General features: G+C 38.1%; 20 protein-coding genes. 11 read left to right on the plus strand and 9 right to left on the minus strand.

All coding sequences use genetic code 11. The features are described 5' to 3' along the window. Window positions 1-123 precede the first annotated feature (123 nt). Entirely contained in the window at window positions 124-855 is a 732-nt protein-coding gene (gene purC, locus WJM97_RS10075; protein ID WP_353933143.1) for a phosphoribosylaminoimidazolesuccinocarboxamide synthase, read from the minus strand. A gap of 269 nt (window positions 856-1124) precedes the next feature. Between purC and WJM97_RS10080 the strand changes: the two genes are divergently transcribed. Further along, a complete protein-coding gene (locus WJM97_RS10080; RefSeq protein ID WP_353932895.1) occupies window positions 1125-1613 on the plus strand; it encodes a GNAT family N-acetyltransferase in 489 nt (162 codons plus the stop codon). 73 nt (window positions 1614-1686) lie between these two features. Continuing rightward, window positions 1687-2787 carry an SRPBCC family protein gene (locus tag WJM97_RS10085; RefSeq protein WP_353932896.1) on the plus strand — a complete coding sequence of 367 codons (1101 nt, stop codon included), beginning with the start codon at window positions 1687-1689 and terminating at the stop codon, window positions 2785-2787. On the opposite strand, the gene WJM97_RS10090 is transcribed toward WJM97_RS10085, so the two are convergent. Continuing rightward, entirely contained in the window at window positions 2781-3098 is a 318-nt protein-coding gene (locus tag WJM97_RS10090) for a hypothetical protein (protein WP_353932897.1), read from the minus strand. The genes WJM97_RS10085 and WJM97_RS10090 overlap by 7 nt on opposite strands. A 409-nt stretch (window positions 3099-3507) precedes the next feature. On the opposite strand from WJM97_RS10090, the gene WJM97_RS10095 reads away from it, so the two are divergent. Beyond that, on the plus strand, window positions 3508-3780 hold the full coding sequence (locus WJM97_RS10095; protein WP_353932898.1) for a hypothetical protein: 273 nt from the start codon (window positions 3508-3510) through the stop codon (window positions 3778-3780). A 57-nt stretch (window positions 3781-3837) separates the two neighbouring features. Here the strand turns inward: WJM97_RS10095 and WJM97_RS10100 are convergent, their stop codons facing one another. From WJM97_RS10100 to WJM97_RS10115, 4 genes are all read right to left on the minus strand, one after another. After that, window positions 3838-6414 (minus strand): GAF domain-containing protein, encoded by a 2577-nt coding sequence (locus WJM97_RS10100; RefSeq protein ID WP_353932899.1) that lies wholly within the window; start codon window positions 6412-6414, stop codon window positions 3838-3840. Window positions 6415-6500: 86 nt separating this feature from the next. Then, window positions 6501-7619 carry a glycosyltransferase family 1 protein gene (locus WJM97_RS10105; RefSeq protein ID WP_353932900.1) on the minus strand — a complete coding sequence of 373 codons (1119 nt, stop codon included), beginning with the start codon at window positions 7617-7619 and terminating at the stop codon, window positions 6501-6503. Window positions 7620-7798: 179 nt separating this feature from the next. Next, on the minus strand, window positions 7799-8953 hold the full coding sequence (locus WJM97_RS10110) for an NAD-dependent epimerase/dehydratase family protein (protein ID WP_353932901.1): 1155 nt from the start codon (window positions 8951-8953) through the stop codon (window positions 7799-7801). 32 nt (window positions 8954-8985) lie between these two features. Then, window positions 8986-9576 carry a hypothetical protein gene (locus WJM97_RS10115; protein WP_353932902.1) on the minus strand — a complete coding sequence of 197 codons (591 nt, stop codon included), beginning with the start codon at window positions 9574-9576 and terminating at the stop codon, window positions 8986-8988. 282 nt (window positions 9577-9858) lie between these two features. Here WJM97_RS10115 and WJM97_RS10120 point away from each other — a divergent pair, with 282 nt between their 5' ends. The 7 genes from WJM97_RS10120 (at window position 9859) to WJM97_RS10150 (ending at window position 13980) form a co-directional block, all read left to right on the plus strand. After that, window positions 9859-10206 carry a hypothetical protein gene (locus WJM97_RS10120; protein ID WP_353932903.1) on the plus strand — a complete coding sequence of 116 codons (348 nt, stop codon included), beginning with the start codon at window positions 9859-9861 and terminating at the stop codon, window positions 10204-10206. Window positions 10207-10302: 96 nt separating this feature from the next. Next, window positions 10303-11817 (plus strand): AAA family ATPase, encoded by a 1515-nt coding sequence (locus WJM97_RS10125; protein WP_353932904.1) that lies wholly within the window; start codon window positions 10303-10305, stop codon window positions 11815-11817. Between the two features lie 141 nt (window positions 11818-11958). Then, on the plus strand, window positions 11959-12309 hold the full coding sequence (locus WJM97_RS10130) for a DUF1257 domain-containing protein (RefSeq protein WP_190696683.1): 351 nt from the start codon (window positions 11959-11961) through the stop codon (window positions 12307-12309). Window positions 12310-12514: 205 nt separating this feature from the next. After that, window positions 12515-12949 carry a hypothetical protein gene (locus WJM97_RS10135; RefSeq protein WP_353932905.1) on the plus strand — a complete coding sequence of 145 codons (435 nt, stop codon included), beginning with the start codon at window positions 12515-12517 and terminating at the stop codon, window positions 12947-12949. A gap of 72 nt (window positions 12950-13021) precedes the next feature. Further along, a complete protein-coding gene (locus WJM97_RS10140) occupies window positions 13022-13456 on the plus strand; it encodes a helix-turn-helix transcriptional regulator (protein WP_353932906.1) in 435 nt (144 codons plus the stop codon). 57 nt (window positions 13457-13513) lie between these two features. Continuing rightward, window positions 13514-13753, plus strand: coding sequence for a type II toxin-antitoxin system HicA family toxin (locus tag WJM97_RS10145; protein ID WP_353932907.1), 240 nt, complete (start codon window positions 13514-13516; stop codon window positions 13751-13753). Continuing rightward, a complete protein-coding gene (locus WJM97_RS10150) occupies window positions 13750-13980 on the plus strand; it encodes a type II toxin-antitoxin system HicB family antitoxin (RefSeq protein ID WP_353932908.1) in 231 nt (76 codons plus the stop codon). Before WJM97_RS10145 ends, WJM97_RS10150 begins: the two co-directional genes overlap by 4 nt. An 81-nt stretch (window positions 13981-14061) precedes the next feature. Here WJM97_RS10150 and WJM97_RS10155 read toward each other — a convergent pair whose 3' ends face one another. The 3 genes from WJM97_RS10155 to WJM97_RS10165 form a co-directional block, all read right to left on the minus strand. Continuing rightward, window positions 14062-14469, minus strand: coding sequence for a type II toxin-antitoxin system VapC family toxin (locus tag WJM97_RS10155; RefSeq protein WP_353932909.1), 408 nt, complete (start codon window positions 14467-14469; stop codon window positions 14062-14064). After that, window positions 14460-14660: a hypothetical protein gene (locus tag WJM97_RS10160; protein ID WP_353932910.1), complete on the minus strand. Its 201-nt coding sequence runs from the start codon at window positions 14658-14660 to the stop codon at window positions 14460-14462. Before WJM97_RS10160 ends, WJM97_RS10155 begins: the two co-directional genes overlap by 10 nt. A gap of 273 nt (window positions 14661-14933) precedes the next feature. After that, window positions 14934-15776 carry a prohibitin family protein gene (locus WJM97_RS10165; protein WP_353932911.1) on the minus strand — a complete coding sequence of 281 codons (843 nt, stop codon included), beginning with the start codon at window positions 15774-15776 and terminating at the stop codon, window positions 14934-14936. A gap of 182 nt (window positions 15777-15958) precedes the next feature. Here WJM97_RS10165 and nfi point away from each other — a divergent pair, with 182 nt between their 5' ends. Further along, a complete protein-coding gene (gene nfi / locus WJM97_RS10170) occupies window positions 15959-16624 on the plus strand; it encodes a deoxyribonuclease V (protein WP_353932912.1) in 666 nt (221 codons plus the stop codon). Window positions 16625-16711 lie beyond the last annotated feature (87 nt).

The raw sequence follows: 16711 nt of genomic DNA on the forward strand, positions 1-16711 counted from the left end.
ACTGTCAGAATTCAGGAGTCAGAATGTTTGATAAATTTGTCAATTATCAAATAGATGTTTTGAGCTAAAGCATGAAAAAGCTGACTGCTAATAGCTAAATACTGACTTCAAACCTGATTAAGTTCAGCTTTCTAGTACCTCCAAGACTCTTTGTAAAACTGCTTGATAAGCATTTTCTACATTTCCTAAGTCCCGACGAAAGCGATCTTTGTCCATTACTCGCTGGTTAGGATCACTTTCTGCCATATCCCACAAACGACAGGTATCAGGGCTGATTTCATCCGCTAGTAATAACTGTTGTTGTGAGTCCACACCAAACTCCAGTTTAAAGTCTACTAGGGTAATACCGCACTTTTTCCAGAAGTCCTGTAAAAAATTGTTGATCTGTAAAGCCAGATTGATAATACTTTCGACTTGTTCCTCTGTTGCTAGTTTTAGTAATCGTAAGCGATCGCGTGTTAATAAGGGATCTCCTAAATTATCATCTTTGTAATAAAACTCTACCAAAGGATTTTCTAAAATTGTACCCAGTTGTAATCCTGTTTGCTGACAAAGACTACCAGCTGCAATATTTCTCACGACTACTTCTAATGGCACAATTTTAACTGCTCTCACTAGCATTTGATTAGGTGCTGGAGAATTAAGAAAATGATTCTTAATCCCATGAATAGCTAACTGTTGAAATAACTTACTGGAGATAGTACAGTTTATACTCCCTTTTCCCTGGATTGTACCTCGCTTTTGGGCATTGAAAGCAGTCGCATCATCTTTGAAATCAGCTAATAAAATTTCTGGATCATCGGTTGTGTAAATAATTTTGGCTTTACCTTCATAGAGCTTTTGATTAGCAGTCATAGTGGTAGATACATTTATCAGAGCAATGGTTTCCAGCTTAACTATTTTATCAGCCATTTCCTCTATTCCCCATATCTTATGCTTCTACTTGGGATCGGAAACTGGTAAACTTGGCTACATAACCTATACGATTTGGTTTCAGGTTTTGAATGAAATTAGATATTTTTCCATCTTGATTCACTGATATGGTATTTTGTAAAGGTACTGAAATTATCAGCCAGTTGTTGTCTTTATGAAACACAATATTCTTAATAGTTTAATAGTAAATTATGATTTCTCACTCAATTGAAATTCGTCCGGTGATACCTGATGATATACCAATTCTTTTTGAGCTAATCATTGCTCTAGCTGAACATGAAAAACTTTCACACAAAGTTACTGGCACATACGAACAACTTCATAAAAGTTTATTTAGTTCTCATCCCGATGCTCAGGCAATTATTGCTTGTATAAATGGTGTCCCGACTGGATTTGCTCTTTACTGCTTTAATTTTTCTGTTTATTTGATGAAACCAGGTTTATATTTAGAAGCTCTCTTTGTCAAACCTGAATATCGTCGTCAGGGTGTGGCCAGTAAAATGTTTTGCTATTTGGCAAAGATGGCAAATGATCAAGGTTGTGGACGATTGGAGTTGAGTGTTCTCAATGGTAACGAAAGTGCGATCGCATTTTACAAAAAACAAGGGGCAACCTTTCTCCACGACTGGCGAACTTGTCGCCTAGCTGGTGAAGCCTTAGCTGCATTTTCTGCAAATTAAATAGGGTTTTTACAAACTTTTCAGCATTTTCAATTTTCGACTTAATCAAATCTACTTAACTACAACAATCAATATGACTTCTCTAGCTCACGAATTTTATTTTTCTGAAGAAATTTTAACTTCAGAACAAAAGCATTTTCAATTTCAGAATGTTTTTCTAGGACACAGTAGCTTCGTCAACAAATCCCAAAATTATTTTGTGTTACCACATACCAATGACACAAAATTTCTGATCCATGATGGACAAAACATTGAGGTTTTACCCAACATTTGTAAACATCGTTATGCAACCATGCTCAAAGGCAAGGGAAGTTGTCATAAAATTGTTTGTCCAATACATTCATGGTCATATGATCTCAATGGAAATATTGTCAATCCAACTGGGATAGAATGTGAATCTAGCACACATTCTCTAGAAAAAGAATCCATTGATATTTATGATGGTTTTATTTTTCCAGAAAATTCATCTGCATTAAAAAACGCTCTCAAAGCAGCCAAAAAGTTTACAGATATTGATTTTGAAAAGCTCAATTTCTTTGCCCACGAACGCTTCTTTGTCAAGGTAAATTGGAAAAGTTACATGGATACATTTCTAGATAACTACCATCTAGAAGCATATCATCCTAATTTCAGAACCTTTCTCGATTCTAGATATATTGAATCAATTTTTAAAGATGATTTTAGCGTTCAAGCCATCCATCTGAGAGAAAAACCTCAAATCAAAACCCCCGCTCTACAAGCATATTTAGATTGTTACAACAAGTATATTGGTAAATTTCCAGAAGACTACGGTGCTGTCTGGCTTTGTATTTATCCTAATATCATCATCGAAATTTCCCAGTGTTTTGCTCTAGTTGCCATTGTTGTACCAGAAAGCATTGACTCCTGCTCAATTTACGAATATCGCCTTGTAGAAGAGCAATTTACTCAACATCAAGACTTTCTGAAAGCCTTTGAAAAGTATATGTACGAAATAGAATATGAAGACCACGATTTGATGACCAAAATCCATCAAGGAAGGAAAGTCCTATACCAACAAGGTAACAAACATTATGGTCCCTATCACCCTACTAAAGAAGCAGGTCAAGAACAGTTTCATGATTATATTCGTAGGATAATTTCTGGAAGTTCCAATAACTTTCACCCTGTGAAAACAAAAGTTTTATCTTACTGAATAACCCTAGTTTCTTTGTCAAATTGAGCAGTACACAATCTACATCTATACAAAATGTTTGAAAATAGGATTAACGATCTGTCATTTTGCCACAGATATTTCCAAGTTACTTCGGGACAAGTTTGTAACATATTTCTACTGATTGCTTCTTCGATGGGTATACCTTCTTGAGTGAGAACCCCTTCAAAAAGTCCACCAACACCACGATATGTGGGTAGGCCAGAGTCCGCAGATAACCCTGCTCCAGCGATGAAAAGAATCGTCTCGGCCTTGAGAATGCAGTCAGTGACAGCACTCAGAATATTATCCATCGGTATATTATGCATCCTCTACAAAAAATAACCTTATAATTTGAGAACATTTCTGGAGATGAATTAAATAAGTAGGTACACAAAATTAATTACACAAATAACACAAATAACAAATATAATCATAATAATATATCCTGTTACCAGGTCGAAAGAGAAGGTTCGTATCACCAGATGTAGCCTTATAAATTTTTGTCAAGAAAAAACATTTTCCCATATACCTTTACTAGAAACCTGCTGAATAATGACTTATAACTTTATTATCTTGCCAAATTTGAAATTGACTAATCGCTTCAAAACTGTATCATTAATCACGTTTTAATCTTTTGCTGTCTTCTGAATTAATAAAATCAAAATAAACGTAGCTAGTGATTTTGCTGTACAAAATAACATCAGCAGGAGAATTAAATATATGGAGAGAAAAATGGTTAATAAAGACGATTTTCTCTATCCTCGTGGCCGTTACTATGGTCACGTACAACCCGAAAACTTGGTTTTTAATGCAAATTTACAAGAATTTGCCCAACGGATAAGCTATATTTGTAACCTGGAAACAGGTGGTAAACTTCCACCAGAGGAAGCTTATGAACAAATCAAGGCTTTGTGGAAGCAATTAAAGCGCTCAAAAAAAGAACTCAGGATAGGTGAAGAACCCTTTCAAGATGATTCTCAATCTGACGATTAGACCTATGATTGATAATTGAGAAGTTTTGTAACTGCGTTGTTGTCTTCTATTCACTCACTACTTTGTTACCATTGTCCAAGTACCATCCCAAGATGTTGGTGGTGGCATTTTTTGGTAATTATAGGCACGTTCTAAGTGTATATCTGTAGCTTGATCCTGGGGACGAATACGTTTAGCAGTTTTAAAATAAGCGACCGCCTGGGTGAAATTTTGTGATTTATACGCAGCGCGTCCAGCATCATAATTGTATAAAAACTCTTGGGTTTGATCATCTAGGGGAGTTGAGCGATCGCCAATTAACTCATAGATATCTACAGCTTGGTGTTTACCCTTCACACGAATCTTGTCTAGTTGGCGCACCCACACGCAATCACGACATAAATTATAAGTAAATTCGCTAATAACAATATCACAGCCGTATTCTTTGGTTACACCTTCCAAGCGAGAACTTAAATTCACACCATCACCAATAACTGTATAATCCATCCGTTTCCGAGAACCGATATTCCCCGAAACCACTTCCCCCGAACTAATCCCAATGCCAAAATGAATCTGTGGTTGAGATTGAACAATTCGTCTGTGATTAAATTCTTGCAACCGCCGACGCATATCTAAAGCTGATTGTACTGCTCGCCAAGCGTGATTTTCTGGTAGTGGTAAGGGCGCACCAAACACGGCCATTAACGCATCACCAATAAACTTATCTAAAGTTCCTTCGTACTGAAAAACCGATTCCACCATCGTTTCAAAGTATTGATTCAATAGTGATACCACCTCAGCCGCACCCAAATTTTCCGTCAGAGTTGTATAACCGCGAATATCAGAAAATAAAATTGTGACTTCTTTTCTTTCACCCACCATCAAACTATCATCACCCAAAGCCATGACCTGCTCGGCAACATGGGGTGTCAGATAACGGTACATAGTGCTTTTAAGGCGTTTTTCTCGGCTAATATCTTCCAGAACCACCAAACCACCCCTAACTCCCCCTTCTGGGTTAGTGAGAGGATTAATAGTTAAATTGATACTCCTTTCTAATTCTTTCACTACATCCGCACTCAGTAATTCAGATTGTGGAGTTAGCGGTTGATTCCAAGGAATAAAAACATGAGGATTTTGGCGATCGCTCATGGCCAAAATTAACTTTTGATGTCTGGGATTCCCTAGTTTAGTAGCATCTTTTTTAACTTCATATAATCCCACTGATAGGTCTTGTTCTGGGACATAATGTCTAGAAGCATATTTTAAACTATCTTCCAAACGCATTTGTAAATTTTCAATTGGTACAACTTCCCAAACTTTACGCCCTACTAGATTTTCTTTCCACAGAACTTTGTTAACAGTTCTATTAGCTGCGCGCAAAGGACAACCCAGTAACTCTAAAGCTGCATCATTAATAGTAACTATCTGACCTTGCATATCTGTAGAAATCACCGCATCAGACAAACTTTGCAGAATATCTTTTTGATACTGTCTTTCTAACAATACATTTTCAAATAAACGGGCATTTTCCAAAGCTATTCCCGCCTGGATATTAAAAGCCCTCATAAACTCTTCATCTGAAGAAGTAAAACTACCTTGATCTTTATTAATTAATTGAGTAACACCAATTAACTCATTGGCAGAATTAAAAACAGGTAAACATAAAATATTGCGAGTGACATAGCCAGTTTTATTATCTGTAGTCGGATCAAAACGGGGATCTTGGTAAGCATCGGGTATATTTAAGGCTTTACCTGTAGAAGCGACATAACCAGCAATACCGCGATTAGAAGGAATCTGAATTTCTATGAGTTTTTTCTCATTAACTGTTGCTACCTTTGTCCACAATTCCCCCATTTCCTTGCGATACAAAAACAGTGTGCTGCGGTCTGCTTGCATCAAAATCCGGGCTTGTTCCATGACTATCTGCAAAGTTGCTTCTAAATCTAAACTTTGCCCTAAAGTCTGGGTAGCACGTAACAAAGCCGTTGCACCACGTTGATTTCTAGCCGCTACATAAAAAGACTGACAACTTTCTAAAATAATGCCAATGGAGGCGGCAAAATCCAAAAATGACTTTTCGTCATCTTCAGAAAAAGGAATACTACCGGCTTTATTTGCCAGTTGTACAACCGCTACAGTTTGCTTTTTACTACTGACCACAGGCATACACAAAAGATTGCGGATTTTATAACCCATTTGCTTTTCCAACTCTCGACTAAAAAGAGGATGGTTTGCAGTTTCCGCAATATTCAAATATTTGCCTGTGGTAGCCACATGACCGGGAATACCTACATTTAAAGGGGTACGAATTTCTAAGAATTTTTGATTTTTATCTTGGGGAACTTTTGACCACAACTGAGCTTTATCGTAGTCAACCAAAAAAATTGCTGTATGTTCAGCTTGGAGAATTTGACCAATTTTTAAAGTGATGGCTTCTAAGACCTTTTCCAACATCCCTTCTAGAGCTTCATTATTAATCAAATCAATAGCTCTGAGAAACTGCTGAAACTCTGCCGTGATAAAGTCCAGTAGACAAACAAATTCGTTAACAGAAAGGTCTTTAACCCGACTAAGTAGGGACTGGGTGCGATTAACTTGAGTTAGTTCAGTTAATGTAGCCAAGACGCTGCCGGCATTAGGTAGTGTCATAAATTTACAATAGTCAGTTTTCAGTTGTCAGTGCAAGAAGGCAAAAGATAAATATCAATGTTCTTCTCCTACTTCTTGTTACCTATTCAGCTGTGACCTATCACTCTTTGATAGTAGTCTTGTAATTGTTGTGTAGCAGCAGACCATCCCCATTTCTCTGCTTCTGCACGGGCATTTTTACGGATAATTGCTATTTCTTGTCTCTGTTTTAACAACTTTATGGTAACATCAATCGCCTCTTGAATGTCTGCTTTCGGGTCAAAAAGATAACCATTAACTCCATCTGTGACAATATCGGGAATACCACCAGAACGGGCTGCCACTACTGGACATCCTGCGGCCATGGCTTCTAGGAGGACTAAACCTAATGTTTCTGTACGGGAAGGAAAAATAAAGGTATCAGCACTGGCAAAAGCAGAACCTAATTCTTTACCCATTAGATAACCAACGAAATGGGTATTTGTACCAGCAAAGTGCTTTTCTAGATTCTGACGATTGGGACCATCTCCAACCAAGGCTAAACGTGCATCGGGAATAGCTTCTAAAATTGGTTTAATCCGTTCAATTTCCTTTTCAGCCGAAAGACGACCTACATAAAGTAATAAGGGGCTTTCTGGATGTCCTTGGGATAAGTGCGATCGCATTTCTGCACTGGCTAAATCAGGATGAAATAATTCTGTATCTACTCCCCTCTGCCACAAATCCAATCTTTCAATTCCGTGGGCGGCCAATTCCTCTACCATGACTGTGGAGGTACACAAATTCAACTCAGCTTGGTTGTGAGCCCCTTTGAGTAGTTCCCAAAGTAAACCTTCTAACATCCCTAGACCGTAATGTTCCAGATATTGAGGTAAATGGGTATGGTAGGAAGCCACCAAGGGAATTTTCAGAACTTTACTATAAAAAATACCTGATAATCCTAATACTGCCGGATTAACAACATGAATAACATCTGGTTTAAACTGTTCTAAAGCGTGACCAATAGCAGGGCGGGGTAGTGCTAATTTTAACTCTGGATACAAAGGTAGAGGAAATCCTGTGATTCCGTAAACTTTCGCTCCTTTGTGTTCTGTAATGCCGCCTTCTGGGGCAACGACCAAGACTTGATTTCCGTCTCGTTGCAGATGATCAACAGTATGGCGGAGACGGGTGACAATACCATCAACCTTGGGTAAAAAAGTTTCAGTGAATAGGGCAATTCTCATAAAAAATTAGAAATCAGAAGTCAGGAGTCAGGATTCAGGAGTTCAAGGAGTAGGTGCAGACAGTGGTTGTTCGCCCGTACAGGAGTCAGGAGTCAGGGGAGAAATAAATTCAAAATTCAAAAGCTTTTGCTCTTTCCTTCTTGCTTTCTTTCTGTCACCTGTCACCTGTCACCTGTCACCTATTTTCTGTGCCAAGAAACTTTGGGCAGAATTTGGTTATGATCCACTCGCGTCTGATACTTGACTGCAAAGTTTAACAGTGAATCAAGTAGAGAATCTGAGAGATAGTGAGGTTGTAGGCCTAAATCTAACAACTTGGTGTTTTTGGCGTTGAAGTAATGTTCTTCTAGTTCCACCCTGGGGTTATCAATGTTATTGATTTCTATCTTTAGACCCATTGTGTTACCTGCTTTTTTCACCATCAAGGCCAAGTCACCAATACCGAATAATTCTGTGAATTGGTTAAATACACGGAATTCTCCAGGTTGGGCAGGATTGGCGATCGCTATTTCAACACAGCGTACAGTGTCCCGAATATCCAAGAAACCACGAGTCTGTCCACCTTTACCATAGACAGTCAGGGGATGTCCCACAGCTGATTGAATACAGAAACGGTTTAACGCTGTACCAAATACACCATCATAATCAAGGCGGTTAATTAGTAGTTCGTCCATACCGGTTTCTTCGGTGAGAACGCCATAAACAATACCTTGATTCAGGTCTGTTGCGCGTAAGCCCCAAACCCGGCAAGCAAAGTGAATATTATGGCTATCATGAACTTTGCTCAAGTGATACATTGAACCGGGCTGTTTAGGATAGGGCAATGTATCCTTCCGGCCGTTATGTTCAATGGTGATATAGCCTTCTTCAATATCAATGTTGGGTGTACCATATTCACCCATTGTTCCCAATTTCACCAAATGACAATCGGGGAAGTCTTCCCGCATGATGTACAGCAAGTTCAATGTACCCACTACGTTATTGACCTGTGTGAGAACTGCGTGTTCACGGTCAATCATTGAAAATGGGGCTGAACGCTGTTCACCAAAATGTACTATGGCATCAGGTTGAAATTGATGCAAAGCTTTATGCAGAAAACTGTAATTGTTGATATCGCCTATAAACAGGTCAATCGCCTTACCAGTTAAATCTTTCCATCGTTGGAGACGTTGCTGAATTGGTGCTATTGGGGTTAGAGTCTCAACACCGAGTTCATTATCCCAGTGCCGACGCACCAAACTGTCTAAAATTCCAACTTCATAACCTCGATTAGAAAGGTAGAGTGCAGTTGCCCAACCGCAATACCCATCGCCACCAATAACCAGGACTTTCATCTTTAACAGTTTTTACTCGCTGATAGCTAAATCTACCAGGTTTCTGTACCCTGTTGTTCATTAATTCTGTCATTAGTCATGAGATGATTAGTCTTTTTTCTAGTCTCTGTCTCTGATCGCTGAATCTTGTACTCTTTGGCAATGTAGGAAAATAGAGGGTAGTGGGTGGGAAAGTCTTGATGATTGGTGTGTGCTTGCCAGTGATATTGCACTTGTTTGTGAGTGATGGTCAGCTGCATGGAACTGATTTTTTGATCTGTTTGCACTGTTAGTACCCCAGATATTCCTTGAATAGTTTCAAAGTTATTGTCTATCTGTGTGTTTGTTTGTTGATTTTGTAATTCTGGCATTTCTCTACTTGCCCAAGCCCTAATTTCTGTATCTGGATTTTCTGGGGAAACAATTGTTACTCCATCGTTATTGTCTGATTTGATGGCAGTCCAGTGACTGGGATAGGTAAATTCAAAGCCATAACGAGGATTTTTATATGTCTTCCATTTGTCTGTGGAAGAATGAAAACCATTGGCACTACAACCGGAGAGAATTATGGCTGTACCAATACTGGAGACTAGTAAATTAATGACTTGTCTCAAATTATATATTTTTACAGCAGCAGTAGACATGATCACACCCTTTTACCCAATTGACTTTTGCTATAGCCTGAAAGACTTTTATCCTAATGGATGCAGATAAATAGACTCTCTTTTTACCCCGTTTTATTTCTTAGGTCTATTGTGACATCAATCACTAATTCTGGGAAATCGGGCATTTTCCAAATTCTACTTCTGCTCTCTTGTATTAAGAAATGTAACAAAACTGCCGTTAAACTGTCTTACTGGCTTGACAAGAAATCAAAGAACCGATAACGTTAGTTACATACCCGGGTAAGACCGTTGAATAGTCATATGCAAACTAAGCAAAAGGTAACACTGTATTTATCGCCGGAATTACACAGAAAGCTCAAAATTCGTTCCGCAGTAGACGTAGAAACGATGTCTGACCTTGCAGAACGGGCGCTAGATTTCTACCTGACAAACTCAGAAATGGTAGAAGAATTGGAAGAGTCTTCTTACGGCAAAACCCATAGGGTTTATTCATGTCCCACTTGTGAAAGTTCACTTGTTTTAAGAAATGGGGAATTAGTAGCTTTGGGGAATCAGCCAGGACTAATCGGAAAAGATCATCTTGTCATTGAGGAAATGGAAGATGATGAAACCCATCCTAAGGGTGAGGAAGAATTAGTTCCCTGCTAGGTAGGAATTATGAATGGATAAATTCATGGTTTCTATTGCCCTAAGCAAAGGCGATGATTGTACTGTCTCTATAAGGTCCCAAGTAGGTCGATAGATATGAAAGAAGAGCTCAATATCTTAATTCAAGCTCAATACCCTTTAATCTACCTTGTGACCTCCGAGGAAGAACGGGCAGAGCAAGCAATTTTTAAAGTCGCTACTACTGATGTAAAACCTCAACGCCGAGTTTATGTTTGGACAGTAACTCATGGCATTGTGGAATATGGTCAACCCCGTAGTACAACTCAACACAATACCGTTTCACCAGAGGCGGCTATTGAATGGATAATTCGGCAGAAAGAACCCGGTATATTTATTCTTAAAGATTTACATCCTTTTATTGATGCGCCAGCTACAACTAGATCACTACGGGATGCGATCGCTAGTTTTAAGGGAATGCAAAAGAACATCATCTTGATGTCTCCGATGCAGCAAGTACCCATAGAATTAGAAAAAGAAGTTGTAGTTCTCGACTTTCAACTGCCGGATATGCCAGAGTTAAATAAAGTATTAACTCAGCACCAAGAACAAAATCGTGGCAGACGATTAACAACCGAGGCACGGGAAAAACTTCTTAGAGCCGCTTTAGGTCTAACTAAAGACGAAGCTGAGAAAGTGTACCGTAAGGCTCAGGTAACAGCAGGGCGGTTGACGGAAGATGAAGTTGATATAGTTTTATCAGAAAAGAAACAACTCATACGCCGTAATGGTATATTAGAGTACATCGAAGAAGACGAAACTATTGAAGCTGTTGGCGGTCTGGAAGAGTTAAAAAAGTGGCTAAAACAACGCTCCAACGCCTTTACAGAAAGAGCCAGAGAGTATGGTTTGCCCCAACCTAAAGGGATGTTAATTTTAGGTGTTCCTGGTTGTGGTAAGTCACTAATTGCCAAAACTACTTCCCGTTTGTGGGGTTTACCAATTTTAAGATTAGATATGGGGCGGGTTTACGACGGCTCAATGGTGGGTCGGAGTGAAGCAAATCTGCGGAACGCCCTGAAGACGGCAGAATCTATTTCCCCAACGATTCTGTTTATTGACGAGTTGGACAAATCCTTTGCGGGTAGCTCTGGTTCTGGCGATTCTGATGGGGGGACATCAAGTAGAATTTTTGGCTCATTTCTGACCTGGATGCAGGAAAAGAAATCACCAGTATTCGTAATGGCGACAGCTAACCGGGTAGAACGACTACCAGGGGAGTTTTTAAGAAAAGGTCGCTTTGATGAAATTTTCTTTGTGGATCTGCCCACACCAGAAGAACGTCAGGATATCTTCAACATTCACCTGACCAAACGCCGGGAAGATATTGCTAGATTTGATCTAGAACAACTAGCAAAGATGTCTGATGGTTTTTCTGGGGCAGAAATTGAACAGGCGGTCGTGGCGGCGATGTATGAAGCTTTTGCCCAAGATCGGGAGTTCACCCAATTAGATATTATTGCTGCACTCAAGGCTACTTTGCCGCTGTCAAGAACGATGCAAGAACAGGTCACAGCTTTAAGAGACTGGGCCAGACAGCGTGCTAGACCAGCAGCGTCCTCTGTCGCTGAATACCAGCGGATGGAGTTCTAAAAGCTTTCCTCTGTATTCCAGAGGGGAAAGGTTAGCCACAAGGCTAACAGTTACGAAAAAAGCCGCCTCCCAAATTATGCGGCCTGAATCAAGAAACCGTTGTCGTTTTTCTCATCAATCTTCTTATTGGAGGAAACCCAAATGTCTCACTTTAGCACTCTGCGTACCAAGATCACCGATGCCGAAATCCTCAAAGCGTCTTTGCGCGACTTGGGTATCAGCGTCAAGACAGAAGCTGATGTTCGTGGTTATAACGGTCAGCGCCTACGTTCCGACATCGTTGCTGTATTGGAAGGCGAGTACGATTTAGGTTGGTCTCGCAATAGCGATGGTTCTTTTGACCTAATCGCTGACTTGTGGGGCGTTGCTAAAAAGCACAACCAAACCGAGTTGATCAACTCTATTAACCAAAAATACGCCGTTAACAAGACCTTAGCAGAAGTAAAACAGCGCGGCTTGCAAAACGCTAACGTTAAGTTGGTATTGCAATAATTAACAATTTATCTGCGCGTTCCCAAAGCTCAACGGGTTAACCAAACATTAGCGGTTAGCCCGCTTTTTTTGTGGGTAAATTTTCTATCAGGGTAAACACAACAAAAAAGTTGTGTTACAATTAAACTATTATCATTATCATCTTCAACACAAGGACAAGGAATGCCTATGTACACTGTAGTTAAGAAAACAAGGATAACTAAAAATGATCCCAAAATTCGAGCAAAATGGAAATTTACCTGCTGGTATTCATCTTTCCACCTGGGAAGAAATCGAGGATATTCTAGCTTTTAATGAATGTCGTCAGCAGCTTTTGGCCGGTATGAAAAGAGTTAGTGAAATATTAAAAAAAGCAGGATGTAGTCGAATTTATATTGGTGGTAGTTTTGTGAGTAGAAAAGCTGAACCAAAAGATTTTGATATATGTTGGGAGGATGAAAAGGTAGATTTTGAGATTCTAAGTAATTTAGATATAAACTTATTAGATGCAGGTAGGAGTAAAAGGTTGTTGCAAAAAAGAATTTATAGGGGTGAAATTTTTCCAGCCTCAGCTTACGCTAATGATTATGATACTTTTTTAGAATATTTTCAAAAAGATAGGAATGGTAATATTAGAGGGATTATTGCGATAGATTTGTAGAACATGAACCAAAGAATATTACTCTAACTTGGGTAATATTCTTGCCCAAATTAATAAATAAGGAAGTTAGCTATGATTTTAAATGAACGTCAATATATAATTACTAAAGCTCAGATTAACAAATTTCAATCAGCTATAGAAAATCTGAAAAAAAAAGTACCTCCAGAAGATAATAAAAACGAACAGTTACGATATAAATCACATCTAGCGTCACTCAATGGTGAACTAGAAGAACTGTTAGAACAAGTAGAAGAATATGAAAATCTCAAGGACAGAAAAATACACAAATTAGAATGTAAATCTTTGGAAGAATTACCAGAAGCATTAATTAAAGCGCGGATTTTTCGAGGTTTAACTCAGGCACAATTAGCAGAACTTTTAAATGTGAAAGAACAACAAGTGCAACGTGATGAAGCTAATCAATATGCTAATTCTAGTTTCACAAAAATTTTGAAAGTTCAACGTGCTTTAAATATTGAAATTAGGGAGGAAGTAATTTTTAGATAAACCTTAATTTAGAGGAGATGAAAATATAATAAAATATAAACTAGCAGGGTGGGGGAAATGCCGAAGAAGATCAGAGAATTGAAAGCAATGGTTGTAAAAGTTGGGTATGTCCTTCAACCAGGTAGAGGTAAAGGAAGTCATACTTATTGGAAACATCCTTTACTACCAGAAGAACCTTTAACCATACCAGGGAAAGATGGGGATGATGCTCCGCTATATTTAGAGAGAAATATTCAACGGGTGCTGAAAAAGCTTAAAGAATTGAAAAACTCAGAAAATAAGAAAGGTGAAGAATGAACTATCACTACAGTATGGTAATTCAATGGTCAGAGGAAGATAAACTTTTTTTAGTCCACTTACCTGAGTTTCCCTGGCAAGAGTTTCATACACATGGTAGAACTTATGAGGAAGCTGCTAGAAATGGACAGGAAGTAATTGAGACTTTTGTGGAAATGTTGAAGGAAGAAAATAAAGTATTACCAGAACCGAGAATGCTGCCTAAAAAACCATTACAGGTTGCTTAAATAATACAGTTTTTGATCTTTTGAATGAGATGATTGTCTGAAATGGCTTACACCAAGATACGCGAACAGGATGCACAGGATTTAAGGATTTTCAGGATTAGGAATTACTTCAATCAATCCTGTATAAAATGCTTGATCATAGGTGATAACTGGCATTTTTTCGATTTCCGCTTGAGCCATAATCATACGATCAAAAGGATCTCGATGATCTATAGGTAAAGTACCTGCTCTAATAGCATGATTGGAATTAATAGTTAGTTCAATAAATTGTGATTGAATTAATAGTTGTGAATAAATTGGTAATATGTCTTTTGCTTCAGGTAGTTTACCAATACGGTATTTAGTGGCTATTTCCCAAGGGGATACGCTACTAACTAAAATATGATGATCGGGATTTTTAATGATTTCTCTGCATAATTTATCAAGTTTAGGATCATCAAAAAACCACCATAATAAAATATGGGTATCAATCAGATAATTTATTCCCATTGTTGCAATTCTTCTTCAGGTAGAGGATCAAAAAATGTGTCGCTGAGTTTTCCTGTTAGTATTCCTGGTTTTCTAGGTTCAGGTTTTGTTTGATTTAATCCTACGCGGAAATAGTGGATTAAGTCATAAATTTCTGCTAGTTTTTCTTCGGGAATTTGTTCTAATTCTTGAACTATTTTTTGAATGATCATAATTTAATTATTAGGGTGATTTCTGCTTGTTAGTATAGCAGGATTTTTTTAATGTTTGCTCAGGTTATTTATGATGATGCTGAGTAAAAAAGATGCTGGTTTATGAATATTGATTATGAAACCCAACAAATGCGTTGGGTTACGCTGTTTCTTAACCCAACCTACAAAAAATGGAGAAGGTGTTGTTAAGGATAAAGAATTCTCAAATTTTACCGTTCAAATACCCGACGGTTTCAAAAAAGCAATCGGGTATTGTTGTAGTTTACTAAAACTCTAGTTTTTCTTTTGTCCTGTTGACAAATCATTAGGATTAATATTAATCAGAGGAACAGCACCATCACCACCCATCACCATGGGAAAACGACCATCCCATTTTTCTATGGCTTGCTTTTGCAATAGTTCCGGTGTTAAGGTCAGTCTTTGTAATCTCTGCGCTTCCGCTTGACCTTTAGCACGGTTAACTTCTGCTTGTGCTTCTTGGGTTGCTTTCTGTGCGATAAAACTGGCTTGTTTTGCTTCTTGTTCTGCTATTTGTTTCGCTTCAATTGCTCGACTAAACTCTGGCGAAAAAGAGAAATTAACTAAAGAGACATCATCTACAATTACACCATAGGATGCTAATCTTTCTCTTAAATGAGAATCAATTTCTTGTTTGAGTTCAGTTCTTTTAGTAATTATTTCCTCAGCAGTTTTTTTAGCTGTAGCTGCTTTCAAAACTTCGGAAACACCAGGTGTCATAATTCCCGAAATAATTAAATCTTCATCCCCAATTTGTTGAAAGACTTTATTAACTTTTAAGGGGTCAATGTGCCAGTTTACAGCTAATTCAGTGGTAATAGTTTGTAAATCCTTAGAAGCTGCACCAGCTTTAAAAGTATTCTGTTGAACTCGCACATTCAGCCTTTTGACTGATGTGACAATGGGAATAATAGGGTGAATACCTTCATCTAAAACTTCGTCTTGGACTTTGCCAAACTGCATGACAACACCGCGCTCACCAGCATTAATAATGGCAAACGGACGAATCATCATAGCTAAAATTAATAAGAATAAACCACCACCTAAGTAAAAGAAGAGGCGATAATTATTACTAAAATTTAAGGTGTTATTTCTCATGGGTTTATCTCGTAAGTTAAATATATTGATGTTATGGCTGATATGAGAACATCAATCAAAATCAAAGCTGTTACTCGGAATTTAACAAAGATTTACACTCTCTTGAGGATTTAAGACATTTATAGATACAAGATATATCATAATGATTTCAGAATTGTAGATATCTTATTAAACTTAAAATTATGAAGATTTATCAATCTCATCCTTGGCCATCCACCGTTGAAGAAGCCACAACTATTCAAGAAACTTTACGCAATCAAGTTATTATTACAGATCAACTTGATGAACCGATTCAATATGTAGCAGGTGTAGATATGGGTTTTTTGGAAGATGGGAAAATGTGCCGTGCAGCGGTAGCGGTGCTGAGTTTTCCTGATTTAAAAGTGGTAGAAACCAGCCTAGCATATCGTCCGACATCCTTTCCTTATATACCTGGATTTTTATCTTTTCGAGAAATTCCTGCTATTCTTGATGCTTTAGAAAAAATCCAAACTATACCTAATATTATATTATGCGATGGTCAAGGAACTGCTCACCCGCGCAGATTCGGAATAGCTTGTCATTTAGGTATTATTATAGATATTCCCACGATAGGAGTAGCAAAATCTTGGTTAATTGGCAACCATGCAGAATTACCAGAATCTAAGGGAAGTTGGCAACCTTTAATACATAAAAATGAAACCATTGGGGCAGTTTTACGGACACGCACGGGGGTAAAACCTTTGTATATTTCTAGTGGTCATCGTATTAGTTTAACAACTGCTATTGACTATGTATTACGTTGTACGCCTAAATATCGGTTGCCAGAAACTACGCGCATTGCTGATAAACTAGCATCGGATAGATAAATAAGAGCAAAATTTGCAAGTAAATTATTCATTTATTTCAATTTTTCCAACTTGCTATATAACTACCAATCGTGTTAGGAATTTCAC

Origin of the sequence: Okeanomitos corallinicola TIOX110 (assembly GCF_038050375.1) — a bacterium.
In the GTDB taxonomy this organism is placed as follows: Bacteria; Cyanobacteriota; Cyanobacteriia; order Cyanobacteriales; family Nostocaceae; genus Okeanomitos; species Okeanomitos corallinicola.